25 protein-coding genes are annotated in these 24,978 nt (G+C 63.2%); 12 read left to right on the top strand and 13 right to left on the bottom strand.

Annotated elements, in window-relative coordinates:
* Window positions 1-103 precede the first annotated feature (103 nt).
* Genes NKJ13_RS07145 through NKJ13_RS07135 form a run of 3 tightly spaced genes read right to left on the bottom strand, consistent with a single transcriptional unit; the run spans window position 104 to window position 4,032 of the window.
* Window positions 104-1,411 carry an energy transducer TonB family protein gene (locus NKJ13_RS07145; protein WP_352777466.1) on the bottom strand — a complete coding sequence of 436 codons (1,308 nt, stop codon included), beginning with the start codon at window positions 1,409-1,411 and terminating at the stop codon, window positions 104-106.
* A gap of 36 nt (window positions 1,412-1,447) precedes the next feature.
* The gene (locus NKJ13_RS07140; protein ID WP_352505792.1) at window positions 1,448-1,879 is read right to left on the bottom strand and encodes a hypothetical protein; all 432 of its coding nucleotides are present in this window, start codon (window positions 1,877-1,879) and stop codon (window positions 1,448-1,450) included.
* A 5-nt stretch (window positions 1,880-1,884) separates the two neighbouring features.
* The gene (locus NKJ13_RS07135; RefSeq protein WP_352737179.1) at window positions 1,885-4,032 is read right to left on the bottom strand and encodes a TonB-dependent hemoglobin/transferrin/lactoferrin family receptor; all 2,148 of its coding nucleotides are present in this window, start codon (window positions 4,030-4,032) and stop codon (window positions 1,885-1,887) included.
* 285 nt (window positions 4,033-4,317) lie between these two features.
* On the opposite strand from NKJ13_RS07135, the gene hemP reads away from it, so the two are divergent.
* From hemP to NKJ13_RS07110, 5 genes are all read left to right on the top strand, one after another.
* On the top strand, window positions 4,318-4,524 hold the full coding sequence (gene hemP, locus NKJ13_RS07130) for a hemin uptake protein HemP (RefSeq protein WP_352477658.1): 207 nt from the start codon (window positions 4,318-4,320) through the stop codon (window positions 4,522-4,524).
* 9 nt (window positions 4,525-4,533) lie between these two features.
* The gene (locus NKJ13_RS07125; RefSeq protein WP_352688203.1) at window positions 4,534-5,592 is read left to right on the top strand and encodes a hemin-degrading factor; all 1,059 of its coding nucleotides are present in this window, start codon (window positions 4,534-4,536) and stop codon (window positions 5,590-5,592) included.
* 12 nt (window positions 5,593-5,604) lie between these two features.
* The gene (locus NKJ13_RS07120; protein ID WP_352505794.1) at window positions 5,605-6,513 is read left to right on the top strand and encodes a heme/hemin ABC transporter substrate-binding protein; all 909 of its coding nucleotides are present in this window, start codon (window positions 5,605-5,607) and stop codon (window positions 6,511-6,513) included.
* A 5-nt stretch (window positions 6,514-6,518) separates the two neighbouring features.
* Window positions 6,519-7,616 (top strand): FecCD family ABC transporter permease, encoded by a 1,098-nt coding sequence (locus NKJ13_RS07115; protein ID WP_352505795.1) that lies wholly within the window; start codon window positions 6,519-6,521, stop codon window positions 7,614-7,616.
* A 157-nt stretch (window positions 7,617-7,773) separates the two neighbouring features.
* Window positions 7,774-8,562, top strand: a complete 789-nt coding sequence (locus NKJ13_RS07110; protein WP_352505796.1) for a heme ABC transporter ATP-binding protein — start codon at window positions 7,774-7,776, stop codon at window positions 8,560-8,562.
* A gap of 13 nt (window positions 8,563-8,575) precedes the next feature.
* On the opposite strand, the gene rirA is transcribed toward NKJ13_RS07110, so the two are convergent.
* Window positions 8,576-9,037 (bottom strand): iron-responsive transcriptional regulator RirA, encoded by a 462-nt coding sequence (rirA, locus tag NKJ13_RS07105; RefSeq protein WP_352477664.1) that lies wholly within the window; start codon window positions 9,035-9,037, stop codon window positions 8,576-8,578.
* A gap of 191 nt (window positions 9,038-9,228) precedes the next feature.
* On the opposite strand from rirA, the gene NKJ13_RS07100 reads away from it, so the two are divergent.
* The 3 genes from NKJ13_RS07100 to NKJ13_RS07090 all read left to right on the top strand — a co-directional run bounded on the left by NKJ13_RS07100 (window position 9,229) and on the right by NKJ13_RS07090 (window position 11,675).
* Complete coding sequence (locus NKJ13_RS07100) at window positions 9,229-10,527, top strand: DUF445 domain-containing protein (protein ID WP_352477666.1); 1,299 nt, start codon at window positions 9,229-9,231, stop codon at window positions 10,525-10,527.
* 83 nt (window positions 10,528-10,610) lie between these two features.
* Complete coding sequence (locus NKJ13_RS07095) at window positions 10,611-11,039, top strand: phasin family protein (RefSeq protein ID WP_352737178.1); 429 nt, start codon at window positions 10,611-10,613, stop codon at window positions 11,037-11,039.
* 138 nt (window positions 11,040-11,177) lie between these two features.
* Entirely contained in the window at window positions 11,178-11,675 is a 498-nt protein-coding gene (locus tag NKJ13_RS07090; RefSeq protein WP_254818237.1) for a MaoC family dehydratase, read from the top strand.
* A gap of 38 nt (window positions 11,676-11,713) precedes the next feature.
* Here NKJ13_RS07090 and NKJ13_RS07085 read toward each other — a convergent pair whose 3' ends face one another.
* Entirely contained in the window at window positions 11,714-13,117 is a 1,404-nt protein-coding gene (locus NKJ13_RS07085; protein WP_352737177.1) for an aminotransferase-like domain-containing protein, read from the bottom strand.
* Between the two features lie 104 nt (window positions 13,118-13,221).
* Here NKJ13_RS07085 and NKJ13_RS07080 point away from each other — a divergent pair, with 104 nt between their 5' ends.
* On the top strand, window positions 13,222-14,145 hold the full coding sequence (locus NKJ13_RS07080) for a DMT family transporter (RefSeq protein ID WP_352737176.1): 924 nt from the start codon (window positions 13,222-13,224) through the stop codon (window positions 14,143-14,145).
* 181 nt (window positions 14,146-14,326) lie between these two features.
* Entirely contained in the window at window positions 14,327-15,184 is an 858-nt protein-coding gene (locus NKJ13_RS07075) for an alpha/beta fold hydrolase (RefSeq protein WP_352777464.1), read from the top strand.
* Here NKJ13_RS07075 and NKJ13_RS07070 read toward each other — a convergent pair.
* Entirely contained in the window at window positions 15,153-16,583 is a 1,431-nt protein-coding gene (locus NKJ13_RS07070) for an MFS transporter (protein ID WP_502901889.1), read from the bottom strand. The two genes, NKJ13_RS07075 and NKJ13_RS07070, sit on opposite strands and share 32 nt — an antisense overlap.
* A gap of 139 nt (window positions 16,584-16,722) precedes the next feature.
* Between NKJ13_RS07070 and NKJ13_RS07065 the strand changes: the two genes are divergently transcribed.
* Window positions 16,723-17,616, top strand: a complete 894-nt coding sequence (locus tag NKJ13_RS07065) for a LysR family transcriptional regulator (RefSeq protein WP_352737174.1) — start codon at window positions 16,723-16,725, stop codon at window positions 17,614-17,616.
* A gap of 19 nt (window positions 17,617-17,635) precedes the next feature.
* Here the strand turns inward: NKJ13_RS07065 and NKJ13_RS07060 are convergent, their stop codons facing one another.
* The 4 genes from NKJ13_RS07060 to NKJ13_RS07045 form a co-directional block, all read right to left on the bottom strand.
* Window positions 17,636-18,676 carry a zinc-dependent alcohol dehydrogenase family protein gene (locus tag NKJ13_RS07060; protein WP_352737173.1) on the bottom strand — a complete coding sequence of 347 codons (1,041 nt, stop codon included), beginning with the start codon at window positions 18,674-18,676 and terminating at the stop codon, window positions 17,636-17,638.
* 121 nt (window positions 18,677-18,797) lie between these two features.
* The gene (locus NKJ13_RS07055) at window positions 18,798-19,211 is read right to left on the bottom strand and encodes a DUF4262 domain-containing protein (protein WP_352737172.1); all 414 of its coding nucleotides are present in this window, start codon (window positions 19,209-19,211) and stop codon (window positions 18,798-18,800) included.
* Window positions 19,201-19,851 carry a maleylacetoacetate isomerase gene (gene maiA / locus NKJ13_RS07050; protein WP_352704600.1) on the bottom strand — a complete coding sequence of 217 codons (651 nt, stop codon included), beginning with the start codon at window positions 19,849-19,851 and terminating at the stop codon, window positions 19,201-19,203. Before maiA ends, NKJ13_RS07055 begins: the two co-directional genes overlap by 11 nt.
* 3 nt (window positions 19,852-19,854) lie before the next feature.
* Entirely contained in the window at window positions 19,855-20,565 is a 711-nt protein-coding gene (locus NKJ13_RS07045; RefSeq protein ID WP_352704598.1) for a fumarylacetoacetate hydrolase family protein, read from the bottom strand.
* Between the two features lie 233 nt (window positions 20,566-20,798).
* On the opposite strand from NKJ13_RS07045, the gene NKJ13_RS07040 reads away from it, so the two are divergent.
* A complete protein-coding gene (locus tag NKJ13_RS07040; RefSeq protein WP_254818245.1) occupies window positions 20,799-21,482 on the top strand; it encodes a response regulator in 684 nt (227 codons plus the stop codon).
* A gap of 98 nt (window positions 21,483-21,580) precedes the next feature.
* Here the strand turns inward: NKJ13_RS07040 and NKJ13_RS07035 are convergent, their stop codons facing one another.
* The 3 genes from NKJ13_RS07035 to NKJ13_RS07025 all read right to left on the bottom strand — a co-directional run bounded on the left by NKJ13_RS07035 (window position 21,581) and on the right by NKJ13_RS07025 (window position 24,687).
* Window positions 21,581-22,126 (bottom strand): hypothetical protein, encoded by a 546-nt coding sequence (locus NKJ13_RS07035; protein WP_352737171.1) that lies wholly within the window; start codon window positions 22,124-22,126, stop codon window positions 21,581-21,583.
* A gap of 70 nt (window positions 22,127-22,196) precedes the next feature.
* The gene (locus tag NKJ13_RS07030) at window positions 22,197-23,537 is read right to left on the bottom strand and encodes an ATP-binding response regulator (protein ID WP_254818247.1); all 1,341 of its coding nucleotides are present in this window, start codon (window positions 23,535-23,537) and stop codon (window positions 22,197-22,199) included.
* A 10-nt stretch (window positions 23,538-23,547) separates the two neighbouring features.
* A complete protein-coding gene (locus NKJ13_RS07025) occupies window positions 23,548-24,687 on the bottom strand; it encodes an FIST N-terminal domain-containing protein (RefSeq protein WP_352477679.1) in 1,140 nt (379 codons plus the stop codon).
* Between the last annotated feature and the right edge of the window lie 291 nt (window positions 24,688-24,978).

The raw sequence follows: 24,978 nt of genomic DNA, 5'->3' as shown, positions 1-24,978 counted from the left end.
TCGCCCAGCGTTGCGTCCACGCCCCTTCTTCCCGTTCTTTACGGGAGAAGGTCCCGGCAGCGGGTTGAGGGGCGGCGCCGGCTTTGGTGGCTGAGAGCGATAGTTACCTGATACCGAGCGGCACCTCGAACTGCCAAGCCGAGCGACCGGCTCCTTCCGGAATGGGAGGAAACGGAGAAGCCCGGCGGACTGCGTCGAGTGCGGCTTTGTCCAGCGCGGCAACACCCGAACTGCCCGTCAGCCTGGCCGACCGGACGCTGCCATTCGATGCGACGGTAAAGGCGACGGTAGCCGTGCCGGTGGCGCGCGTGCGTGTCGAATTGAACGCCCGCACCAGCTTAGACCTGATCTTGCCGGGATAGTTGGTGACGGTCGCATTGCCGACGCCTGATTTGCCGCCCCTGCTGGCGGTCAGGATCTTGCCGTCCTTCTTGCCGTCGGCCGCGCCGCGCGCGACATCCGTTTCGTCGCGGCCGCCGGAACCGGTCTTTCCCTTCTTGGTGTCGGCCTTGGCAAGTGCCTTGCTCGCCTTGTCGCGCGCGATCGGCTTTTCAGGCTCATCTGGTTCGGCTTTCCCGGCCGGCTTTTTCTGCGCGGTTGCCTTCTTCTTCGGCTCGGCCTGCCTGGGCTTCGGCCTGTCCGGCTTCGGTTCTTCCGCCGCGCCGACAGTCTCGGTCGTCTGAACTGTTTCGGCTGGCGCCGGGTCGGCTGGTGCCGGCGCGTTTGTCTCGGCCGGCTCGGCCGTTTCGGCTGCGCTGACTGGCGGCGGCACGGCATTGTCGTCGGCAGGCACCAGCCTGTGGGTCGTAAGAATGTCGGGCGATGGGTCCTGGCGGGCAGGGTGGACGGGTTGGGCAGGTGCGGGATCGGTGCGATCGGCAGGCGCAGCAGCTTCCGTGGCGGCCTCGCTGACCGGCTCGACCACTTCTGTTCCGGAAGCTTCGGCCGCGTCAGTGACCGGCTGGAGCGTCTCCTCCGCCGCGGTCGCCTGTGCCTCGACCGTTTCGACGGGCTTGGCGTCGAGCATGGTCACCATCGTTACGTTGGCCACTTCCGGGTCGTCTGCGGCATCGCCGGCTGCCTGCTGCGGGTCGGCGCCGAGCAGCATTTCGCCTTGCTGGTCGGCACCTTCGATCCTTGGCCGGTCGTCCGGCAGCGTGAGAAAAGCCAGCGCCACGGCTGCGTGGAGTGCGCAAGAGCAGGCGATCGCCACTGTCCAGTTGCGGCGCCGCTGCTTCTGTCGTGCCTGCCGCATTGGCTCCACAGGCACCGTAGGCAAGTTGCCGTCGGCATCGACGATATAACTGTCTTCCGGTCTGTCGCGCAGCGAAACACGCAGCGCCTCGCGCGGGATGGCGAAATCCGGATCGTCCGGCTCCGGCGCCAGGAAACCGGCTAGCGGCCACGCCACGGCGTTTCGTGCGAAGGCGGGTTCCAGTCCCAAAATTCAGACCCCGAAGGCGATGCCGGTCCTGGTCTGCGTGTTCAGCCCGCGCATGCAGGCATTCGGCTCGGCGCCGGCGCATTCCGTGGCGCTGTTGATCAACACGCGGCTGAGCTTGCCGCAATCGGTGCCGGCAAGGTCGAAACGCGTCACCTTGGTCTTGCCTGCCGGCAGCTCCTTGAAATCGAGCACGGTCAGCCGATCGACGACACCGACTTCGTTAAACAGCGCGATCTCGAATGCCGCCTTGGACAGATCGGCACCGAGATTGTTGGTGACCACGAAGGTCAGGCGGCAGCCCTTGTCGGATGGTTGCGCGCCGTTCAGTTCTAGGTTCAGCGCCGGCGCTGGCTGCTGTGTCCATGCCGGAGCCGCCGCAAGCGATATTGCCAGCACCGCGGCGAACAGACGAAGGGATGCCGTCATGCCTGTCATTGTCGTCAGCCTCCAAACCTCATGGTCGCCGCCAGCTTCAGGGTGACGCCGGGCTCGTAGACGACGCTCGTCGTCGATGCGTTCAGCGGGTTGACGTATTTGACGTCGAACAGATTGTCGGCGCGAAAATCGACCTTGAAATTGTCGGTCGCCTGGTAGCTGGCGAAGGCATTGACCAGCGTATAGTCCTTGGCCACCGCGTTGCCCTGCGGCTTGCCGTTGTATTGCACCTCGCCGCCGATGGTCAGCCTGTCCTCGAGGAAGCGAAACCCGAGTTGCCCGGTGACCTGGGAGGAGGGGACCGTGACAAGGTCCGCCCGTTCGCCTTCATAGGAGATGGTGTGGCCGTCGGTGACCGACGCCGACAGCCCGGCAAAACCCCAGGCTGCGTCATAGACGCCCTCCATCTCGAAGCCGTGAATCCTGGCCTTGGCGAAATTCTGGTACTGGAAGCAGATCGGGATGTCCGGACCGAATGGGCAGCCGCTGGTCGGGTCGAACGGCGACAACGTCACGCCGTCGATGTAGTCATCGACGTTGTTGTTGAAATAGGCCGCCTTCAGCCGCAGCGCGTCATCAGCCTCGATGACGCCATTGGTGCTGTAATTGACGCCAAACTCCACCGTCTTGCCGATTTCAGGCTTCAAATTCGGATTGGGGAGAAACGGGAAGCTGACGCCTGACGGATGATTGCCGCTGATCAGCGTCTCCGACAGCGACGGAGAACGGTAGCCTTCCGCATAGGTGCCGTAGAATTGCAGCCCGGAAAGGCCGGCGGTTTCGAAGGGCGAAACGCCCACTGTGATGCGTGGCGACAGCCGGTTGCCAGAGGTTTCGCCGACATCGCTGTCGAGCTTGTAGCTGTCGTAACGCAGCCCGGCGATGACCTCGAGCCAGTGCCAGGTGAGCTTGTCCTGAACGTAAGCGCCGGAGACGTTTCTATCGCCCGAAGGCGTGTAGAAACTGTCGCCGCCCGCCGCGCCGCCTGTCTCGACATCGTCGCCGACCCAGTCGCCGCCATAGGACAGCTCATGCGCGATTCCAACGGTCTCGAATCTCGACGTGTTCCAGATGTCGATGCCGGAAGTTCCGATATCGAATGTCGACATCGAACCCGCTGGCAGGATGATCGGAAGACCGGTGACCGGATCAAACCGGTTTTGCGCGACAAGGGTCGTCAGATCGAGCTTGGTCTTGTTGTAAGACGCGTTGATGTGGAGATCGAGCCAGCTCTTGTCTTCGTCGGTGATGTTGTAGCGGGCCGTGAAGGTATTCGCCTTCAGGTCGGCGTCGTTCACCGGCGCACTGCCGCTGGTTTCGGTCCATCCGTCGTTCGAGCCGATCCAGCCGAGCTTCAGCTCGCTGTTGTCGCTGGGGCGGATGGTCGTCTTGAGCAGCCCGCTCAAGACATCGAAGCCGGTGCCCGCTACAGTGTCGCCGCCGCCATGCCTGTAGTCGTCATAATCGCGGTAGACGATGTTGCCGAGCACGTCCCAATTCTCGTTGATCCGATAGGCACCGCTGGCGCTGGTGGTCCAGCCTTCGCCGTTGGTTTCGTAGCGCCCGGTCGCTGCTGCTGCCCAGGTCTCGTCCGACCTGAGGAAATCCTGCGCATCCTTGGTGTCAAAAAAAACGACGCCGCCGATCGCCCCGGAGCCATAGGTGTTGGCGACCGGGCCGCGGATCACGTCAACGGATTTGATTAATTCGGGATCGATGTAGAAGGTCGATTGCGTGCCATGATCCGAGCGCTGGAAATTCTGACGGGCGCCGTCGACGATGACGGAGACGCGGCCGAAATCCTGCAGGCCGCGGATGTTGATGCTGGAGCTGACACGCCTTGCGTCGGCCTGGACGGCGACACCCGGCACACCGAACAGCATTTCGTTGGGCGTCGTCGCCATGCGGCGCTCGAGCTGTTCCTCGTCGACATGGCTGGCTGACGCAAGCGATTCGATCGCCGTCTCGCCGGTGCGGCTGAGGATCAGGATCTTGTCGAGCAGCGTGGTACCCGTCGGAGCCGGCTTTGCCTGTTCGGGCTGTTGTGACGGGTCAGTCCGTTGCTGGCCGGTTGCCGGTTGGGCGGCCTGCTGGGCGCCGGCCGGTGTGGCGAGCAGCGGGATCGCCGCCGCGCCGGCCAGCAACGCGGCCATTTTGCTTGCCATAGAACCCATTTTTCTTGCCGTCGACCAGTGTGCCAGGCCGCTGCCCGCCGGCCGTCCCCAATTCGCCAACCCCATGCTGCAACTCCAAGAATCCATGTTCGATGCTGGCTGGCTTGGGGCTCGCTGGCATTTTTCATCGCGTCCGGCGCCTTATGTTGACTAATTTACTCCGGTATTGCACTGCTAGATAACATGACCATTCAAGTCAAGAATTGAATCGGCATTCACGCAGGCGCCGAGCCAGATGCCCGGCACAGGAAAGGGATCGAACCAATGAACACGCACAATCCCAGCGACTTTCGCTATCGCGTCCGCCGTTCCGACGAAAATTCCATCCGTTTCGACCGGGTCCAATCGGCCGTGAGAACGCTGTCCAGCAACACGCTGTTCCAGGGTGAGCACGAGATCGGCATCGAGCATCATGGTGCGCTGTATCGGCTGAAGATCACCCGGCAGGGCAAGCTCATCCTCAACAAGTAGGTGGTAGAAATGGACCAGCGCGTAAAACCCGCCCCGCACGAGATCCGGCGGGCACGGGCAGACAATCCGAAGATGCGCGAGCGTGAGCTCGCCGCCCAGCTGAGGATTTCGGAGGCCGAACTGGTCGCCGCGCATTGCGGCGACGGGGTCGTGCGCGTCGAGCCGCGTGTCAACGACCTCTTGACTGGCCTCGAAGCTGTCGGTGAGGTGATGGCGCTGACCCGCAACGAAAGCGCGGTGCACGAGAAGATTGGCGTCTACGACAAGGTCGTCACCGGCAATCACAATGCCATGGTGCTCGGCGAAAACATCGACCTGCGCATCTTCCCGAAAGTCTGGGCGCACGGCTTTGCCGTGGAAAAGCGCGATGGCGCCGACATCCGCCGCAGCCTGCAGTTCTTCGACACCGCAGGCGAGGCGGTACACAAGGTGCATCTCAGGCCAGCCTCCAACCTCTACGCCTATCAGAAACTGGTGGCCGGGCTGGAATCGCCGAACCAGGAGCCGACGGTGGCGATTTCAGCGGGCACGGCTGACGAGACCGAGACTGCGGACAATTCGGCGAGCGTCGACGATCTGCGCAACCGCTGGAGCCAGTTGACCGACGTGCACCAGTTCTTCGGCATGCTGAAGACACTGAAGATCAACCGCCGACAGGCGGTGCGCATGGTCGGCCAGGACTACGCCTGGCTGGTGGACAAGGATGTAGTGAACGCCATGTTCAACCACGCCGCTGCCGGCGCCATTCCGATCATGTGCTTTGTCGGCAATCGCGGCTGCATCCAGATCCATTCCGGCCCCGTCGCCTCGATCAAGCCGATGGGACCATGGCTCAACGTGCTCGACGAGACCTTCCATCTGCACCTGCGGACCGACCACATCGATGAGGTCTGGGCCGTGCGCAAGCCGACCAAGGACGGCCATGTCACGTCGCTGGAAGTCTATGGCGCCGACGGCAAGATGATCATCCAGTTCTTCGGGAAGCGGCACGAAGGCGAAAGCGAGCGCGAAGACTGGCGCTTTCTGGCCGAAAACCTGCCGCGTATCCCAAGCCCGACCGCAGCCTGAGGAAAAACGACGATGGTTCTTGTCTCCAGGCTGGCATCGGTCTCCAGGCCGGCGCTTGGTCCTGCGGCCGCCGTTTTCTTGGCATTCGCCACGCTGATGACGGCTCAAGCCGCCGAGGGCATCGCGACTTTCGCCGGTCGCTCGAGGATCGTGGCTATTGGTGGCTCGATCACCGAGATCGTCTACGCGCTCGGCGAGCAGGATCGGCTGGTTGCCCGCGATTCGACCAGCCGTTACCCCGAGGCGGCGCTCAAGCTGCCTGATGTCGGCTACATGCGCCAGCTTTCGCCGGAGGGTGTGCTGTCGGTCAATCCGTCGGGCATATTGGCCCTGCACGGCAGCGGACCGAAGGAAGCCGTCGACGTCTTGAAGAAATCAAGCATACCGTTCATCGAGGTGCCCGAGCGCTATGATAATCAAGGCATTCTCGAAAAGATCCACATCGTCGGCAAGGCGCTCGGCACCGAGGCCAAGGCCGATGCGCTGGCGGCCCAGACAGACGCCAAGCTGAAGGCAGCTGAAAAGCAGACCGCCTCGATCAAGGAGCGCAAGCGCATCCTGTTCGTGCTGTCGATCCAGGGCGGCAGGCTGCTTGCCGCCGGCAGCGACACCGCCGCCGACGGCATCATCAAGCTGTCGGGCGGCATCAACGCCATCGATGGCTTTGCCGGCTACAAGCAATTGTCGGACGAGGCAGTCATCACCGCCAGGCCCGACGTGATCCTGATGATGAACAATGCCGGGCCGGCCACCGCGGATGACGAATTGTTTTCGAACCCTGCCGTGGCTTCGACGCCGGCGGGTGCCGCCCGCAAGCTGATCCGCATGGACGGCGGCTATCTGCTCGGCTTCGGCCCGCGCACGGCCGACGCCATCCATGATCTCGCCGTCTCGCTCTATGGCAGCCAGGTCGCGGATTGAGCGCGATGGCCGATCATTCGATCGCCGGTGCGACGGGCATCATGGCGACGGCAGGTGACCGTTCGCGGCGTGCCTGCCTCGTCATCGTGCTACTCTGCGTCGGGCTGGTTATCGCCGTGCTGTTGTCGCTGACCTCCGGCGCGTCCGATGCCTCGGCCATCGGTGTCATGCACAACTGGCTGTTCGGCGCGTTGCCCGGCGACGCGGCGTTGAGCGCCCGCGACCGCCTGATCATCCATGACATCCGTCTGCCGCGCATCATTCTGGGCGTGCTGATCGGTGCATCGCTTGCCGTCTCCGGTGCCGTCATGCAGGGGTTGTTCCGCAATCCGCTGGCCGACCCCGGCCTGATCGGCGTTTCGGCTGGATCGAGCCTCGGTGCGGTCGCCGTCATCGTGCTTGGTTCGACCATGCTGGCGCCGCTAACTTCGGCGCTCGGCACGCTGGCTCTGCCGCTGGCTGCGTTCTGCGGCGGGCTGGCGACGACATTGCTGCTCTATCGGGTCGCGACACGACAAGGCCGGACCTCGGTCGCCACCATGCTGCTCGCCGGCATCGCGCTGGCGGCGCTTGCCATGGCGCTGACCGGCATCCTGATCTTCATGGCCGACGACCGGCAATTGCGCGACCTGACCTTCTGGCAGCTCGGTTCGCTGGGCGGCGCAACCTGGCAGAAGATCGGCTCGGTCGGGCCGGTCATCGTGCTGGCGCTGGCGGCAATGCCGTTCCTGGCGCGCGGCCTCAACGCGCTGGCGCTTGGCGAGGCCACCGCCGGCCATCTCGGCATCCCGGTGCAGCGGCTGAAATACACCGCCATCATCGGCGTCTCGGCAGCGGTCGGCGCCTCCGTCGCGGTCAGCGGCGGCATCGGCTTCGTCGGTATCGTCGTACCGCATTTGCTGCGTTTGCTGATTGGCCCGGACAACCGCTATCTGCTGCCTGCATCGGCACTGCTTGGTGCGGCGCTGCTGCTTTTGGCCGACGCCGTCGCCCGCACCATCGTCGCCCCGGCCGAATTGCCGATCGGCATCGTCACCGCGGTCGCCGGCGCACCGTTCTTCCTGTGGATACTGCTGCGTAAGCGCGGCGTCATCGACCTGTGAGAGACTGTTTGGAAACTCTACTCTGGCGGCCATCTGATGGCGTTTTTCTGCGCTTCCGGTGCTCACGGACCCAAATGTCCGCTCCGCTCCGGTTCTCGAAACCACCACCATATGACTCGCCAGAGCGAATTTCGAAACAGTCTCTAAGAGGGTTTTTATGATCGAAGCGCGCGATGTCTCGGTGGCGATCGGCGGCAAGCGCATTGTCGCCAATGTCGATTTCGAGGCGCGGCCGGGCGAAATCGCGGCCATTGTCGGCCCCAACGGTTCGGGCAAGACGACCTTCCTCAGAGCAATGTCCGGCGATCTTGGCTATTCGGGAGAGGTCACCGTCAACGGCCGCAATCTATCGGCGATGAAGCCGGTCGAGGCGGCGACGGTCCGTGCAGTGCTGCCGCAGGCGACGACGCTGTCCTTCCCGTTCACCGTGCGCGAGATCGTCAGGCTAGGCCTGGTCGGCGGGCGCTCCGGCGCCTTGCCCGGCGAGGACCAGCGCCTGCCCGAACGGGCGCTGGCTCGCGTCGACCTCGAGGGTTTTGCCGGCCGCTTCTACCAGGAGCTATCCGGCGGCGAACAGCAGCGCGTGCAGCTTGCCCGCGTTCTGTGCCAGGTCTGGGCGCCGGTGCTCGACGGCAAGCCGCGCTATCTGTTCCTCGACGAGCCGGTGTCCAGCCTCGACATCAAGCACCAGCTAATCATCATGGACATCGCTCGCGATTTCGCCAGACGCGGCGGCGGCGTGGTCGCCATCCTGCACGACCTCAATTTGACGGCGATGTATGCCGACCGGATTTTGGTCATGCATCACGGCAGGCTTGCCGCTAAAGGTTCGCCGCAACAGGTGCTCAGCGACGAGCTGATCGAAAAGGTCTTCGATTGCCGGCTGAAGGTCGGCGTGTTGCCGGCGGCAAACATGCCGTTCGTACTGCCGCAATCGGCGGCTTAGGCAATCAGAGAACTCAAGCGGCCGGCGCCCTTTGCACCAGCATGTCGATGCCGAGCAGGTGCCGCACATTCGGGCGCGCCGCCACCAGATCGGCGATCGTGTAGCGCGACAGTACCGCGAAGAAGGCGTTGAGCGCTTCGCGCAATGCCGAATTCAAGGCGCAGCTGTCGACCAGCGGGCATTCGGCGGCATCGTTCTCGAAGCACTCGGCCATGGCAAAGCTTTCCTCAGTCACCCGCACGACATCGAACAGGCTGATTGATTCGGCCGCACGGCCGAGCCTGACGCCGCCATTCCTGCCGCGCACCGTTTCGATCAGCCCGTGCTCGACCAGCGGCTGCAGGATCTTGAACAGGAAAAGTTCCGATACCGAATAGGCGGCGGCGATCTCGGGGATGCGGCTCAACCGTTCGGTGTTGGCGGCGCAATACATCAGAATGCGCATGGCGTAGTTTGTCTGACGGGTAAGCCGCATCGTGTCCTCACATAGCAGTGGTTGGCGTCAATATGGCCTATAGTTTGGAACAATTCCAGACTGGCGCTGCATAATAGATGAATTTCGGCCTCAAGTTTGCGTGCACGATTGCGCGCGCTGAAACCAGCGGCGCGCTTTCCGGGGCAGGCGGCACTAGATAAGTTCGCATACACGATCAGGAGCGGCCCATCATGTCTCGACCAGCCCCGGCATTTGCATCTGTCGCGTCCGCCCGGTTCGATGCCGATGCCAAGCTTTCGGCGCTCAGGCGCACCAAGTTCGTTGCCGCCGCAGCACTTGCGTTTTGCGTGCTGGTCTTTGCGGTGGCGAAATCGCTCGAGAGCCGGCATGCGTGGCTGGGCTTCGTCGCCGCTTTCGCCGAGGCGGCGACGATCGGCGGGCTGGCCGACTGGTATGCGGTGGTGGCGCTGTTTCGGCGGCCGCTTGGCCTGCCAATCCCGCATACGGCCATCATCCCGGAAAACCAGAACCGCATCGCCGACAATCTCGGCCGCTTCATCGAGGTCAATTTCCTGGCGCCGGAACCGGTGCGCGAAAAGCTCGCCGAGGTGGACTTTTCGGCGCTGGTCGCGGACTGGCTGGCCGACCCGAACCGCGCCGCCGATTTGTCGCGTTTCGTTGGCCGGCTGGTGCCGCAGACGCTGGCAGCGGTCGAGCAATCCGGGCTGCGCGGATTCGTCACCAGCCGCATGCTGGAGCAGATCGAGAAGGTACCGCTGGCGCCGCTTGCCGCCGAGCTGCTGTCGGCGCTGACCGACGATCGCCGCCACCAGAAATTATTCGACGAGTTCACCAAGGTGGTCGGCCGCTTCCTGAGCGACGAGCAGGCGCTGGCGACGATGCGCGAGAAGATCCGCGAGGAACTGCCGTCGCTGTTCAACCTGTTTCGCGCCGACGCCTATCTGTTGAAGAAGATCGTTGCGTCGGCCGGCTCGCTGCTCGATGAGGTGCGGGCCGATCCGCACCACCCGATGCGAGCCGAATTCGACCTTTTCGTCGAAACCTTCGTCGAGCGGTTGAGGACATCCAAACAATATGCCAGGCGCGCCGAAAAGCTGAAGCGCGATTTCCTTGCCCGGCCGGAGCTCAGCGCGTTGGCCGGCGATATGTGGGACAGCCTGCGGCTGTTCATCGAACAGGACGCCAAGGCGCCGAATTCGATGATCCGCGACCATCTCGCCACCATGTTCGTCGAGGTCGGCCGCCATCTTGCCGACGACGCGCAGATCAGGGCCGACATGAACCAGGGCTTCATCGTGGCGCTGGCCTCCTTCGTCGAAAGCCAGAAAAGCGGCGTGTCGAAGTTCATCGCCGACCAGGTCAAGCGCTGGGACCTCGCGCAACTGACAAGGCTTATAGAAATGAACATCGGCAAGGACCTGCAATATATCCGCTTCAACGGCATGATCATCGGTGGCCTCGCCGGGCTCGTGCTCTACATCGCCGAACGGCTGTTTCTCGTCGGCTGACTCGTCCGAATGGACCGCTGAGCTTCGCTGCACTATCATCGGCGCAGTGGCGGCGTTCACGGCAACAGGGGGAGAGAACCAGCATGGCAAAACGACCGGAGCCTGAGTCCTTCATCGACATGTTCGGCAAGTTCGGCCGCGACCTGAAGCTGCCGAATGTCGACGTCGAGGCGATCCTTGCCCACCACGCCAGGAACCTGGAAGCGCTGGAGAAGTCGGCCCGGGCGAGTGCCGCCGGAGCGTCGGCGCTGTTGTCAAGGCAACGCGAGATGCTGCAGGACACGCTGCGCGAAATCACCGACATGGCACAAAACTACCGAGCGCCCGGCAATCCGCAGGAAATGATGCAGAAGCAGGCGGCGTTCGCCAGGAAATCCTTCGAGACCGCGCTGAAGAATGCCGGCGAGATGGCCGAACTGGCGAGGGCGTCCGGTACCGAATCGATCGAAATCCTGCGCAGCCGCATCAACGAGGCGATGGAGGAGATCCGCGCCGGCCATCATAAGGGGTAAGCTGTTCCCCGGCAGCACGCTTGCCGGCAGCTAAGACCGGCGGTTCGCGGCCGAAGATTATGGGCTGGAATCGCACTGGCGAATTGACAGGGGCGGCCGGTCGTGGTCCGGAACAGGCAAGCGATCGGGAAAGCAGGAATGACGCAGATACGGCCGAGGACGCCGCCGACCTTCGAGCAACTCAGGGCGATGGCCGGGCAGGAGTTGGGCGTTTCGGACTGGACGTTGGTCGATCAGCACCGCATCGACCAGTTTGCCGAATGCACTGGCGATCATCAATGGATCCATGTCGATCCCGAACGGGCGAAGCGGCAAAGCCCGTTCCGCACCACGATCGCGCATGGCTATCTGACCCTGTCGATCATCGGCGCGCTGGCGCTCGAGATGGGGATCGTGCCCGAAAACACGCAGGCCGCGTTCAACTACGGTTTCGACAAAGTGCGTTTCGTAGCGCCAGTCAGGGTCGGCTCGCGAATCAGGCTGCGCACCACGCTGTTGTCGATGGAAGACAAAGGTCCGGGGCAGTATTTGATGAAGGCCGCCAATACAGTCGAGATCGAAGGCGAGCAAAAGCCGGCGCTGACCGCCGAGACGCTCGTCATGCTTTATGCACGCCGCAAGCGGGCAGGGGCCTGAGGGCACAGCCTCAGGCCAGCAGGCTTCCGGCAGCGCAATCAACGCGACATCGCCTCTTCAAGCGCCCTGAAAATCCGGTCGTCTCCCGATTGGGCGACGTTGAAGCGCATGTAACGGCTGGCCGAACGGGACAGGCTGAACGCATTGCCGGGCGCAAGCACGACGTTGGCCGACAAAGCGTGACGGGCGACGTCCGCGGCATCTATTCCCTCCGGCAGCCTGCACCATAAAAACATGCCGGCCGGCTGATCTATCCACGGCACGATGCCGATTGCCCTGAGCCGAGTGCCGGTTTCTTCCATGGCGCGCGAGAGCCGCGCGCGCAGCAGATCGACGTGCTTGCGATAGAGGCCTTCCTTCAGCAGCATCAGCACCAGTTCGGATGCAAGTCGCCCGCTGCCAAAGGATGTGGCAATCTTGAGATCGGTCAAACCTTCCATCCAGTCGCGAGGAGCGGCGATGAAGCCGCAGCGCACCGATGCCGACAGCGTCTTGGAAAAGCTTCCGATATGGATGACCCGGCTGAGGCCGTCGAAGGCCGCCAGCCTGGGGGCGGGCGTGTGTTCGAAATCGGCGAAGATATCGTCCTCGACGATCGTCAGCCCCGACTGATCGGCGAGCTTCAGCACCCGATGGGCAACGACCGGGGACAATATCGCGCCGGTCGGATTATGGAGCGCCGAATTGGTGATGTAGAGGCGCGGCCGGTGCTCGTTCAGCGCCTGCGCGAACAGTTCGGTGTCCGGCCCCGAGCGCGTGTAGGGGACGCTGATCACCTTGGCCCGATGGGCGCGCAACAGGGCATGGAAGTTGAAATAGCACGGATCGTCGACCAACACCGTGTCACCCGGTTCGAGCAGGAACCGGCACAGCAGGTCGATCGCCTGAGTGCCCGATTCCGTCAGCATGATCTGTTCCGGGGACGCTTCGATGCCGTGCTCGGCCATGCGCCGCGCCAGCAGATGTCGCAACGCCGGCAACCCGAGCGGCGTGCCGTAATCGGTCAGCGCTGCGTCGTCGGCGCGGGCCATCGTCCGCAGCGCGCGACGCAATCCGGTCTCGGGCATCCATGACGCCGGCAACCAGCCGCAACCCGGTTTCAGGACGCCGTCGCCGGCTTCCAGCGATTGGCGCGAGACCCAGAGCGGGTCGACAGCACGGTCGAGCCTGGGGCCGATCTCGGCCAGCGACAGCGGAGCCAGCGGTCCGGCGGCATAGAAGCCCGAGCCTGGCCGCGAGCGGATCATGCCTTCCGCCGCAAGACGTTCATAGGCTTCGACCACGGTGGATTTGGAAACCTGCATGGCCTTGGCGAAAGCCCGGATCGAAGGCAGCCGCATTCCCGGTGTCAGGCTGCGCGAGGCGATCCTGTGCCTGATCGTCGCCATGACGCTTTCGACAAGCGTTCGGCTGCCTTCATCTGTTGTCGTCTGCTCGTCCATCCGTACTGCTCGCCCCACCATGACAGTTTTGTCAAACTGTACCTGATTGTCTCTGGCGGAGCCATACGCTCGGCCCGATAGAGGGCGAAATCAGCGGGGCATCTATGGACAAGGCGGCGAGTAGCTGGGCGGCGAGTAGCTGGGCGGCGAGCAGTTGGGCGGCGAGTAGCTGGGCGGCAAGTGGCTGGGTCAACGGGTTCATCGGCGTGCTGATCTTCAGCGGTTCGCTCCCGGCGACGCGCGTGGCGGTGATGGATTTCGATCCGGTGTTCGTAACGGTCGCCCGTGCGGCTTCGGCGGGCATCCTCGGCCTGGCGCTGCTGCTTCTCTTTCGCCAGAAGCGCCCGGAGCGGCGAGATCTGTTCCCGCTGGCGATCGTGGCGCTTGGCGTCGTGGTCGGCTTTCCCCTGCTGACGGCGCTGGCGCTCAAGCACATCACGTCGGCTCACTCCATCATTTTCGTCGGCCTGTTGCCGTTGGCGACCGCGATCTTCGGCGTGGTTCGAGGCGGCGATCGCCCGAAGCCGGCGTTCTGGCTGTTCTCCTGCCTCGGCAGCGCCCTCGTTGCCGGTTTTGCAGTCACGCAAGGCCTGTCGGTCTCGCCGCTCGGCGACATCCTGATGCTGGCCGCCATCATCGTGTGCGGATTGGGCTATGCGGAGGGAGCGGCGCTGTCGCGCAAACTCGGCGGTTGGCAGGTGATTTCGTGGGCACTGGTGCTGTCGCTGCCCCTCATGCTGGCGCTGACGTTCATCACTATGCCGCCGTCGCTCGAGAGTGCCGGCAGGGGCGCCTGGATTGGCTTGGCCTATGTTTCGCTGTTCAGCATGCTGATCGGTTTCGTGTTCTGGTATCGCGGCCTGGCGCAAGGCGGCATCGCCGCGGTCGGGCAGTTGCAGCTGCTGCAGCCCTTCTTCGGCCTCGGGCTGGCGGCAGCGCTGCTGCGTGAGCAGGTCAGTCCCGCCATGATCGCCGTCACCGCCGCCATCGTGCTTTGCGTCGTCGGTGCCAAGAGATATGCGAAATAGGTGCGCCAGCGCACTCTTGACTCGATACAATCGCGTCCGATTGATACCAAGAGCTGCCGACCTGGCGGAACGACGTCTCGAGGTGCCGAGTCGGCCAGAGTGGCACAAAGGCGCGAGGTGGCCTCACCTCGGCGTGGAGGAAAAAGGGACGATTTTGGTGCCTGGGGTCCAGAAGATAGTCTTGTCCTCCGGCGGCGAGGTGGCCGTCCGGACGGCTGGTGACGCTTCCAAGCCCGCGCTCGTGCTGCTGCACGGCTTTCCTAGCTCTTCGCGGACGTTTCGCGACGTGATCGCGCCGCTCTCCGGCAGCGCCTATGTCGTGGCGCCTGACCTGCCGGGCTTCGGCGCGTCCGATCTGCCGCCCGAGCCATCGTTCGACATGCTGGCCAGCGCGATTGAAGAGCTGCTCTCGCGTCTCAACGTTGGCCGCAGGTTTCTTTATCTGCATGATTTCGGAACCCCGGTAGCGCTTCATCTCGCCATGCGCGCGCCGGAACTCGTCGAAGGCCTCGTTATCCAGAATGCCAATGCCCACCGCTCCGGTTTTGGTCCGCAATGGGCAGACACATTGGACTTCTGGGCTGCGCCGAATGCGGCGAATGAGCAGGCCGCCACCGCCCATCTGACCCTCGAGGGAACCCGCGACCAGTATGTCGCCGGCCTGCCCGGCGAGATGGCGGCGCAGATCGATCCAGGTGGTTGGATTGAAGACTGGCGGGTCATGTGCCTGCCGGGACGACTTGATCTGCAGAAGGCGCTCATTGCCGACTACGGCCGATATGTCGACCGGTTCGGGGAGGTGGCTGATTATCTGGCGAAGCATCAGCCCCGAGCGATGCTTCTTTGGGGTCGCCACGATGCCTTCTTCGACATTGCAGAGGTTCAATCGTGGCTTGTGGATCTTCCCCGGATGGAGGCTCACGTCTTCGACACAGGACATTTCCTCCTGGAGACGCATGCGCTCAAGGCTGCTGAACTGATGCTGGAGTTCGTCGCCGGCGGCTCAGCTAAGCGCGCTGGCCGCGGCGACCAGAAATAGTCGCAAGGATCAGCGCCGCCACTACCAGGGCCGTCGCCACCTGGAAAGTGACCTGCATCCCTCGTGCGGCTGCCGCAGGTGCTAATATCTGCTGACCGCTACCTTCGCTTCCGCCAGCCGATGCGAAGGCAAACACCGCGCCCATCACCGACGCACCGGTGATCAGGCCTAGATTGCGCGAGAGATTGAGCAGGCCGGAGACGACGCCGCGCTGGTCGGATGCCACGCCGGTCATCACGGCTGAATTGTTGGAGGTCTGAAACAGGCTGTAGCCGGTGCAGACGATGATGATCGGCACGATATAGCCGGCAATACCGAATTCCGCCCGCGACAGAGCAAAAGTACCAATAGCGAGATCGAACAGGCCGACGATCGTGATCCGGTGCGCCCCGAAACGATCGACCAGGCGTCCGGCCGGCAGCGCCGCCAATGCGGTAACCAGAGGGCCGGTCGACAGAACCAGCCCGACCATGGCTGCGTCCAGCCCAAGCGTGCGCGACAGATAGAACGGCGCGACCACCAGCGTCGCCATCATCACGGTGGCGACGATCAGGCTCATGGCGAGGCTTGCGTTCAACGCCTGATCGCGGAGCCTCGCAGGTTGGATCAAAGGGTTCTCGGCCCTTGTCTGCGCAATCACGAACAGCAGGCCAGCCACGGCGGCGGCAATCAGCAAGCCGATATTGAGAGAACCAAAACTGCCGCGCCCAAGAGTCATGGCGAGCGCATAGGCGGCCAGCGTCAGCGCGAGCAAAGCCGTGCCTATGCCGTCGAAAGCGCGCCGATCTGGCATCTTTTTTCCGGCCGGCAGGACGCGCCAGGCAAGCGCGAAAGCCAGCGCCCCCAACGGCAGATTGATGAGGAAGATCGCGCGCCAGCCGAGACCGGCGATCAGCAATCCGCCAAGCGAAGGGCCAAGCGTGGTGCCGATCGCCGACATGGCGCCGAGCAGGCCCATGGCGCTGCCGGTTTTTCCCCGGGGAACCGTGTCCGCGACAAAGGCCAGCGTAAGAGCCATCATGACAGCCGCGCCGAGCCCCTGTGCCGCCCGTGCGGCGATCAGCAGCCAGAGCGTCGGGGCAAGCCCGCAAAGCACGGATGCGAAGGTGAACAGGGCAATGCCGCCGAGCAATAGCGGACGGCGGCCGAATATATCGGCGAGCCGCCCGGCGCTGACGACCAAGGTGGTGATGGCGAGCAGATAGGCAAGGACGACCCATTGCACGAGCTGGAACGATGCGCCGAACGCCTGCATCAGCGATGGCAGCCCGACGCTGGCGATGCTGGTGGCGAGCGACGACAGCAGCGTTGAAAGCGACAGGCTTGCCAATGCCCATCGGGTCGAGCGGGCGCTCACCGGGGCAACTTCGTCCCAGGTCTTTTCAGCGGTCGATGCCAAGGTGAACTCCTTTGCCGTCAGCCCCAAATCGGAGCTGTCGGAGGCTATTCCCTCACATGATGTGGCGGAAGGCGCAGTATTTGCATCTTATTCGTGCATGAAACGCCACATTACGGCTGAGCTGTGCTACGGTCCTTCCATGTCATCGCCCGATCTCAATCTGCTTGTCGCCCTTGATGTGCTGCTGAGCGAAGGCAGCGTCGCGCGCGCCGCCGGGCGGCTGCGCCTCAGTCCCTCGGCGATGAGCCGGACGTTGGCGCGGTTGCGCCAGGCGACAGGCGACCCATTGCTGGTTCGGGCTGGCCGCGGCCTGGTTGCGACACCGCGCGCGCTCGAATTGCAGCAACAAGTGGGCCGCGTCGTGCAGGATGCGGAAGCGCTGCTGCGCCCGGCCAGGCCCCTCGACCTCTCCGCTCTCGACAAGGTGTTCACGCTGCGCGCCAACGAAAGCTTCGTCGAAGAGTTTGCACCGCCTCTTGTGACCCGTGTCGAAGCGGATGCGCCTGGTGTGCGGCTGCGTTTTGCGCCGAAATCCGACAAGAGCGACATGTCGTTGCGCCACGCGGCGATTGATCTCGAAATCGGGGTTGCCAGTGAAACGAGCCCTGAAATGCGCATTCAGGCGCTGTTTCGCGACCGCTTCATCGGTGTGGTGCGAACGGGACATAAACTGAGCGAGGGCCCGGTGAGCCCGGAACGTTATGCGGCCGGTCGCCACATCAGCGTGTCGCGGCGTGGCCGCGAAAAGGGCCCGATCGACGAGGCCTTGAAACTGCTGGGTCTCCAGCGGACGGTTGCGTGCATGGTTTCCAGCTTCTCGGCCACGCTCGCCATGGCGCGCGCCTCTGATCTGATCGCCAGCGTCCCCGAACGGCACACGCAAGGCGCACGCGCCGGCATGCACAGCTTCCCATTGCCGGTCGATATCGAGGAGGTCACCATTTCGATGCTCTGGCATCCGCGGCTCGATGTCGATCCGGCGCAGCGCTGGCTGCGAGCCTGCGTGCGGGAGGTCTGCGCGTCGTTTCGTTGATCCAGACTCGGGGCGTGATCTAGAATCTGGTCACCACGCCGATGCCGATGCCTTCGAAGCCGCCCATCGCCATCAAAGCGGCCGGCGCTTCCTCGAGGCTGATCTTCTTGCCGACCAGCAGTTCGGGTTTGAGCTTGCCAGTGCGGATCATCTCCATCATCGCCTGGTAGCGAAACGCCTGCATGCCGTGGCTGCCGCGGATTTCGAGCTCGAATGCGATCACCTTGTCCATCGGAATCTGCGGCCTGGCATGGTCGCCGAGCATCAGGCCGACCTGCACGTGGCGCCCGCGGCGGCGCAGGTTCGCGATCGAATTGAACGAGGTTGTCGGGTGGCCGAGCGCGTCCATCGACATATGCGCGCCGCCATTGGTGATCTGCTTGACCGCCTTGACCACGTTCGGCGTGTTCGCCGCGTTGATCGTCGCCACCGCGCCGATCTTTTTGGCAAAGTCCAGCTTCTCGTCGGTGAGGTCGATGGCGACGACATTGGCGCCCATGGCGCTGGCGATCATGATCGCCGACAGGCCGACGCCGCCGCAGCCATGTACGGCCACCCATTCGCCGGGCGTCACGCGGCCCTGATCGACGATGGCGCGGAACGAGGTGACGAAGCGGCAGCCGAGGCTGGCGGCGGTGGCGAATTCCATCTCGTCGGGCAAGCGCACGAGATTGGTATCGGCATGGTCGATGGCGACATATTCGGCGAACGACCCCCAGGCGGTGAAGCCGGGCTGGAACTGGTGCTCGCAGACCTGATGGTTGCCCGACGTGCATTCGAAGCAGCGGCCGCAGCCGACGGCAAACGGCACGGTGACGCGCTCGCCGCCCTTCCAGCGGGTCACCTGGTTGCCTGCGGAGACCACGACGCCGGCCAGTTCGTGGCCCGGCACATGCGGCAGCCGGATGCCGTCGTCGTGGCCCATCCAGCCATGCCAGTCGCTGCGGCAGAGGCCAGTCGCCTCCACCTTGATGACGACGCCTTCCGGCGAAGGCGTCGGATCCGGCACCGTCTGGATCGTTGGCGTTTCGCCGAACTTTTCGAAAACGACGGCTTTCATGACAAGGCTTTCATAAGTTTCAATTCACTAAGGGCGCATTCGTCAGGCGGTTGTTCGGAGTTAGCTTGATGCCGGCGGCGTGTCGAGAAGCGGTTGCCGCTTTCGAAACCACTCGCTCGCTTCAGTATCCCACGGCCAGATGCCTTCGGTCGTAGGATAGATAAGCTGCAACCCGGAAGCCCAGGCCGTCGTAGAACCAGATGTCCCAACCGAAATGTTCAGTGTAGTGCTCAACATGGACCGAGCCGAACTGACAGTCGAAGCCGCCTATGAAACCAGACGATCGCTGCCCGATGCGGAAAATCTCGCCGTTGCACACCCGTCTGCAGTATTGGTTGATGACAGACTGGGAAAGCTCTGGCTTCAGCCCGACAACGACCAGTTCAGGAGCATTGAAATTGTGCTCTATCCCCACCGAGTAGCTGAAAGGCGGATGCTCGCCTTCTTCCAGCACATACAGAATGTGGCAGCCATATTCTTCGATGTCGGCGAGCGTTTTCGCTTCATCTGGATCTTTGGCTTCTCTATTCGGCATCGATCTGGTTCTCCGGCGCGGCCTTCCGGAATGCCGGCAGCGCCATGCAGGCGGCATTGATGCGCGCGATCGTCGGGTAGGGCGTCATGTCGACGCCGAAGCGGGAATTGCTGGTGACCTGTGCGACCAGGCAGATGTCGGCCAGCCCCGGCGTGTCGCCATGGCAGAATGTCTTGGTCTCGGCCGAGGAAGCCAGAATCTTTTCAAGCGGCTGGAAGCCTTCGTTGACCCAGTGCCGGAACCAGTTGACGACATCCTGGTCGCCGGCACCGAACAGCGTGCGCAACGAGGTCAGCACGCGCAGATTGTTCACCGGATGGATGTCGCAGGCGATCATCTGCGCCAGCATTCTGACGCGGGCGCGGCCAGGCGCATCCTTGGGCAGCAGCGGCGGCTCGGGCGTGGTCTCGTCGAGATATTCGATTATCGCCAGCGATTGCGTCAGCAGCGTGCCATCGCTGAGGACCACCGCCGGCACCAGCCCTTGCGGATTGACCGCGAGGTAGGCGGGCTCCCGATGTTCGCCGTGGCGCAAATGATGCGGCACGTACTCGTAGGCAAGGCCCTTCATCTCCAGCGCGATCCGCACCCGGTAAGAGGTCGAGGAACGGTAGTAGTTATGGAGGACGATGTCGCTCATGGATCATGGGCCCGGTTGGCCGATGGTCAGTTCGATTTCGCCGATGCCGTCGACGCCACCGGTGATCTTTTCGCCCGGCCCAACGGCGCCGACGCCGGCCGGCGTGCCGGTGAAGATCAGGTCGCCGGGCCGGAGTTCTACCGCCTCGCTGCAAATCGAGACGATGTCGGGAACCGGCCAGATCAGTTCGGCAAGGTCGCCGTCCTGCCTGATCTCGCCGTCGACGGCGAGCCAGATGCGGCCTTTTTCGGGATGACCGGATTTTTGCGCCGGGACCAGCGGGCCGCAGGGCGCTGAACGGTCGAAGGCTTTCGACCAGTCCCACGGCCTTGCCGCCTTTTTCGCCTCGTCCTGAAGGTCGCGGCGGGTCAGGTCGACGCCGACGCCGTAACCCCAGACATGGTTCAGCGCCCGCTGGCGCGGGATGCGAGAGCCGGCCTTGCCGATCGCGACGACCAGCTCGATTTCGTGGTGCAGGTTTCGGGTCAGCGGCGGGTAGGGGATCGTGGCGCCCGAACCGACTGCCGCGTCGACCACTGCGTCGCCCGGTTTGGTGAAGAAGAAGGGCGGGTCGCGCTCGTCATTGCCGAGCTCGCGGGCATGGGCGGCGTAGTTGCGGCCGACGCAGAAGATCCGGCGCACCGCAAAACGCTCCGGCGAGCTGGCCACGGCCACCGACGGGGTTGCGGGCAGGGGAAGGACGAAGCCGGTCATGCACTGTCTCTGTTCAGTGGATCTGTCGCCGGCACATTCGGCCGATTTGGGCAAACGGGCAAGGCATTGGATGGCGGAGGAGCAGGCCTGCCGCACGGTGCCGCGGAAATCGTCGGTCCATTCTGCTTTAGCCAGCCAAGATGGCAATGTACTATTTGGCAATAAGCTGGCCATGGTTGCCGGACTATTCTAGACCAGACCAGACCAGACCAGACCGAACCGAAGTGAAGCTAATGACCGCAGTCAACGATCGCGCCCGGTTCCTCATCATCGACGACCATCCGCTGTTTCGCGAGGCCCTGCACAGCGCAGTGCAGATGGCCTATCCGGAGGTCGACACGGTGGAAGCGCGCTCGATTGCCGAGGCGCTCGAGCTTCTGACGGATGCCAAGCCGTTCGACCTCGCACTGCTCGATCTCAGTATGCCCGACGTGCATGGCTTTGACGGGCTGCTGCAGCTCAGGACGCGTTATCCGCGCCTGCCGGTCGTCATCGTCTCCGGCTATGAGGAGCCGAAGATCATTTCCGAGGCGCTGTCCTACGGCGCGGCCGGCTTCATCCCGAAATCGGCACGCAAGAGCGATCTTGCCGCGGCTATCCGCTCGGTGATGGAAGGTGCGATCTATGTTCCCCAGACCTATGAGGGCCGACCGCCCGACGCCGACAGCACCGACCGCGCCGAGATGGTACAGCGCCTGGCCACGCTGACGCCGCAGCAGCTCAAGGTGCTGCAGATGCTGCGCCAGGGCCTGCTCAACAAACAGATCGCCTACGAGCTGCAGGTCGGCGAGACCACGGTCAAGGCGCATGTCTCGGAAATTCTGCGCAAGCTCAACGTCTACAGCCGCACCCAGGCGGTGATCGAGGTCTCGAAGCTGGACAATGCCGAGCTGTTTCGCGATCCGGCGGGGTTTTGAGAGGGCTCGCTAAAAAGCGCACTGTCACTGTAGTCCACCGCACTCGTGTCACCGCAATCGGACTAGACTAACGGCGGCTCTCACGTTCCTGACACCAGCTAAGCAACCCGCGCCTCTCTAGTCAGATCAAATTCACGCGGCGATTGCTCTGCAGCAGTTAGCCGCTTTCCCGCGTCTAGTAAAATGGCGGCCCCGGGTCCCACGTAGAATGCTTTAATTTTACTAAATTGCTTTTTGAATACCCTGTTAAAAATTTTCATCAGCTCCTGAGCAAGCGGCGCGTCGGAGGCTGTTGCCACGCGGCCATTTATGACAACATCTTCACCCCATCGCCCACCGGGGGACAGCGTCACTGTGTCCGGATTGCTAAGCTGATCTAACAAATATCGGATACCCGAGACTGTTTTTATCGGCCTCACCTCAATCGGAATGTCGCGGCGAGTGACAAGAAATGATTGAGCGCTGGAAGCCGATCCAGTGGCTGATTGCGCAAGACTGGGAATTTGCCTTCCATTGCTAAAAGTTTCAAATTCCATCGTGGGAAACTGACCCATGAGAATGTATTTTATCGGAATTACATGCTCTACAGCTTCCAACACAGGGAGAAGATCATCCTTTAGCGCGAAGAAGTGAACCTGCTTCATATGAATTACCGCCTAGGCACAAGTAATGGCTGGAATACGGTGACCCGTGTGCTGGGAAGATACGACCAGTTCAAGCCAGCAGATGCGCCAGCAGCGCCCGTAGCTGCGCGGGCTTCAGCGGCTTGCGCATCAGCTCGATGCCGGCGGCGCGGGCGGCGTTGGCGACGGTCTCCGAACCGTCGGCGGTGACGATCAGCGCCGGCACGGCGCGGCCGAGATAATCACGGACCTCGGCGATTGTGGTGGTGCCGAGGTCGCCGCCGTCGAGATGCTGGTCGGCTATGACAATGTCTGGCAACCAGTCGGTATCGCCAAGCATGTCGAGCGCGTCACCGGTCGAGGTGGCGGGGCGCACCAGGCATTGCCAGCGCTCGAGCAGGGAGGTCATCGCCTGCAGCACCTCGATGTCGTTCTCGACCAGCAGCACCCTTGTGCCGAACAGACCGTAGCCGCGCGGCCGCTCCATGTCGACGGTGCCGGCGATTGGATCGGCCGTGTCGCCGATCCCGACCGGAACGTCGATATGGAAAATCGTGCCATGTCCGACCTTCGACGAAAACGTGACGGGATGGCCGAGTGCCGCGGCGATGCGGCGCACGATGGCCAGCCCCAACCCCAGCCCGCCGGCGGCAAGCCCGGCATCCGTCGGGATCACGCCCCGATGGAATTCCTCGAACACCGCCTCGCGCTGGTCGTCGGGGATGCCGCAGCCGGTATCGGCGACGTCGATGCGGATCGTGTCGCCGCGATGCCTGGTGCCGACCAACACGCCGCCCGAGCGGGTATAGCGCAGTGCATTGGAAAGGATGTTCTGCAGGATGCGGCGCAGCAAGGTTCGGTCCGAACGAACGAGCGCATCGACCGGCCGGAACTTCAGCGTCAGCCCCTTCATCTCCGCGACCGGCTGAAAATCCGAGCGCAGAGAGGAAAACAGCGTCTCCAGGCTGACATCGGTGATGTCGGGCTGCACGACGCCGGCATCGAGCTTGGAAATGTCGAGCAAGGTGCGGAGCAGGTCCTCCATCGTCTCCAGCGATCGCTCGACCTGGCGGACCAGGTTTCTGCCTTCCTCGCTGGTCTGTACTTCGGCAAGTGCCGAGACCGACAGATGCGCGGCGTTCAGCGGCTGCAGCACGTCATGGCTGGCGGCCGCAAGGAACCTGGTCTTGGACAGGTTCGCCAGCTCGGCGTTTTCCTTGGCTGCATTCAAGTCGATGTTCGACTGCTCCAGCCGGCGCAAGGTCGAATGCAGCTCTTCGGTGCGGCTGCGCACCCGGCTCTCGAGCGAAATGGCGGTCTGGAACAGCGAAAAAGCATTGCCTTGCTGGTCCATGGAGCGCTCGACGCGGCTGATCAGCGCGGCGTTGATCTTCTTCAGCCTTTCCAGGTCGTCGATGTTCCTGAGCGGCATGCCGGATTTCCTACTCCGCCGCTTCGGCCGCATTGCGTTCACCGAAGGCGATGCCGGTGAAGGTCTGGTTCAGATGCATCGAACGGTACTGTTCGCCATAGGTGCCGAAGCCGAGGACGTTGTTGACCTTGTAGAGTTCCGAAATCTCGCGATAGACCTGCCGATTGCGCGCGTCGAGCCGGCGCAGCACGCAGTCGAAACCGAGGATCAGGTCGATGCCGCCAAGCCTTTCACTGACGTCGCTGAGAGCGGCGCGGGTCGCCTCGACCATGTCCTTAGGCTGGGCGACGGCAAGCACGACACCATCGTCGATGGCGCAGAAGAACGACAGCGAGCCGTCCGCGTGCATCTTCTGGATTGAACGGCAGTAAAATTCGCCGCCGACTTTCACCACCACCGGGTGCGAGGCAAAACTCAGTGGCGTCAGCATCTGCGCGACGACGCCGACCGAAGCGGCATATTCCTCGGCGGCAATGGTGGCGTTGAATTCGCGCACGATGCGGTGGTCGGGATCGGATGCCGTCACCACCAGCTTCTCGTCGGTGGGAACGAAATTGTCGGTCTTGAACACGTGGAAAGGAATTTCCGTGGTGATCAGCACGATGATGGCGCTGTCGGAGGTCACTTTGCCGTTCGAGATCAGCCGCGTTGTCTCGAATTTCAAATCATCGCCAGCCGACCCGCCGATCAATGGAATATCGTCGAGCCCCCAATGGATGGCGGAGGTCACCGCTTCTTCGGCATAAGACAGGCCGTCGATCAAGCAGAGCGCGAACGTGGTGTCGGCTCGCTCGTGCCCGAGGCGCTCGCGTAATGAACGCCTCAGCGCCTCTACTTCGCCGGTAATCCCGTCCATGCCCGATGAGGACAGATTTTCGACCATGGTGCTGGCTGCCGAAAACGATGCGGAGGGAAGCAGCATAGCCAGGATCTGGCCTTCCTCCAGCCCTTTGGGCGTTATCTCACCGGCCGTCGAGCAGCCGGCATAGTGGAGCGCCGGCGCGTGGGTCTTCAGCGCTTCCGACAGGGCGACGGCCTCTATGAGGCTCTGCGAGAAAAACAGGAGGGCAAACCCGGCGTCAATGGCCGCTGCTTCCGCTGCCACCGCCCGGGCGAACGCATCCGCGTCAGATTCGTCGGTGGTGAGCACCGAAAGGCCGCATGCATAGCGCGTCCGTGACTTGGCCAGCGGCTTCCTCCTCCATTTCCTCCGACGCTTTTTTTGTGCGCGTCTGGCGCGCCGGCGTCGAGGTCATTGTTGTCTTGAAGCGGCGCTTTGGCAATGAGCCAACATGATGGATTTGAAGTTTCTACCGTTTGACGGCGTCAGCGCAGCCGCTCACGGACGGAAGGTGTGCGTCCCGTCGGGCGTGTCGTTATCTCGCACTTGCACAAAGTTGTAGTGCACTGCAATATAGCTGAGAATGCGGCCTTGAGCCCG

The sequence above is a fragment of the Mesorhizobium sp. M0174 genome (genome assembly GCF_040322275.1).
Classification (GTDB): Bacteria; Pseudomonadota; Alphaproteobacteria; order Rhizobiales; family Rhizobiaceae; genus Mesorhizobium.
Note: the sequence above shows the minus strand (reverse complement) of the source record. Positions and strands in the feature narration are given on the sequence as shown.

What these genes read in the sequence shown, in the direction of transcription:
- NKJ13_RS07140 (WP_352505792.1), bottom strand. Translation starts at nt 1,879, where the DNA reads ATGACAGGCATGACGGCATCCCTTCGTCTGTTCGCCGCGGTGCTGGCA.
- NKJ13_RS07135 (WP_352737179.1), bottom strand. Translation starts at nt 4,032, where the DNA reads ATGGCCGCGTTGCTGGCCGGCGCGGCGGCGATCCCGCTGCTCGCCACA.
- hemP (WP_352477658.1), top strand. Translation starts at nt 4,318, where the DNA reads ATGAACACGCACAATCCCAGCGACTTTCGCTATCGCGTCCGCCGTTCC.
- NKJ13_RS07125 (WP_352688203.1), top strand. Translation starts at nt 4,534, where the DNA reads ATGGACCAGCGCGTAAAACCCGCCCCGCACGAGATCCGGCGGGCACGG.
- NKJ13_RS07120 (WP_352505794.1), top strand. Translation starts at nt 5,605, where the DNA reads ATGGTTCTTGTCTCCAGGCTGGCATCGGTCTCCAGGCCGGCGCTTGGT.
- NKJ13_RS07115 (WP_352505795.1), top strand. Translation starts at nt 6,519, where the DNA reads ATGGCCGATCATTCGATCGCCGGTGCGACGGGCATCATGGCGACGGCA.
- NKJ13_RS07110 (WP_352505796.1), top strand. Translation starts at nt 7,774, where the DNA reads ATGATCGAAGCGCGCGATGTCTCGGTGGCGATCGGCGGCAAGCGCATT.
- rirA (WP_352477664.1), bottom strand. Translation starts at nt 9,037, where the DNA reads ATGCGGCTTACCCGTCAGACAAACTACGCCATGCGCATTCTGATGTAT.
- NKJ13_RS07100 (WP_352477666.1), top strand. Translation starts at nt 9,229, where the DNA reads ATGTCTCGACCAGCCCCGGCATTTGCATCTGTCGCGTCCGCCCGGTTC.
- NKJ13_RS07095 (WP_352737178.1), top strand. Translation starts at nt 10,611, where the DNA reads ATGGCAAAACGACCGGAGCCTGAGTCCTTCATCGACATGTTCGGCAAG.
- NKJ13_RS07090 (WP_254818237.1), top strand. Translation starts at nt 11,178, where the DNA reads ATGACGCAGATACGGCCGAGGACGCCGCCGACCTTCGAGCAACTCAGG.
- NKJ13_RS07085 (WP_352737177.1), bottom strand. Translation starts at nt 13,117, where the DNA reads ATGGACGAGCAGACGACAACAGATGAAGGCAGCCGAACGCTTGTCGAA.
- NKJ13_RS07080 (WP_352737176.1), top strand. Translation starts at nt 13,222, where the DNA reads ATGGACAAGGCGGCGAGTAGCTGGGCGGCGAGTAGCTGGGCGGCGAGC.
- NKJ13_RS07065 (WP_352737174.1), top strand. Translation starts at nt 16,723, where the DNA reads ATGTCATCGCCCGATCTCAATCTGCTTGTCGCCCTTGATGTGCTGCTG.
- NKJ13_RS07060 (WP_352737173.1), bottom strand. Translation starts at nt 18,676, where the DNA reads ATGAAAGCCGTCGTTTTCGAAAAGTTCGGCGAAACGCCAACGATCCAG.
- NKJ13_RS07055 (WP_352737172.1), bottom strand. Translation starts at nt 19,211, where the DNA reads ATGCCGAATAGAGAAGCCAAAGATCCAGATGAAGCGAAAACGCTCGCC.
- maiA (WP_352704600.1), bottom strand. Translation starts at nt 19,851, where the DNA reads ATGAGCGACATCGTCCTCCATAACTACTACCGTTCCTCGACCTCTTAC.
- NKJ13_RS07045 (WP_352704598.1), bottom strand. Translation starts at nt 20,565, where the DNA reads ATGACCGGCTTCGTCCTTCCCCTGCCCGCAACCCCGTCGGTGGCCGTG.
- NKJ13_RS07040 (WP_254818245.1), top strand. Translation starts at nt 20,799, where the DNA reads ATGACCGCAGTCAACGATCGCGCCCGGTTCCTCATCATCGACGACCAT.
- NKJ13_RS07035 (WP_352737171.1), bottom strand. Translation starts at nt 22,126, where the DNA reads ATGAAGCAGGTTCACTTCTTCGCGCTAAAGGATGATCTTCTCCCTGTG.
- NKJ13_RS07030 (WP_254818247.1), bottom strand. Translation starts at nt 23,537, where the DNA reads ATGCCGCTCAGGAACATCGACGACCTGGAAAGGCTGAAGAAGATCAAC.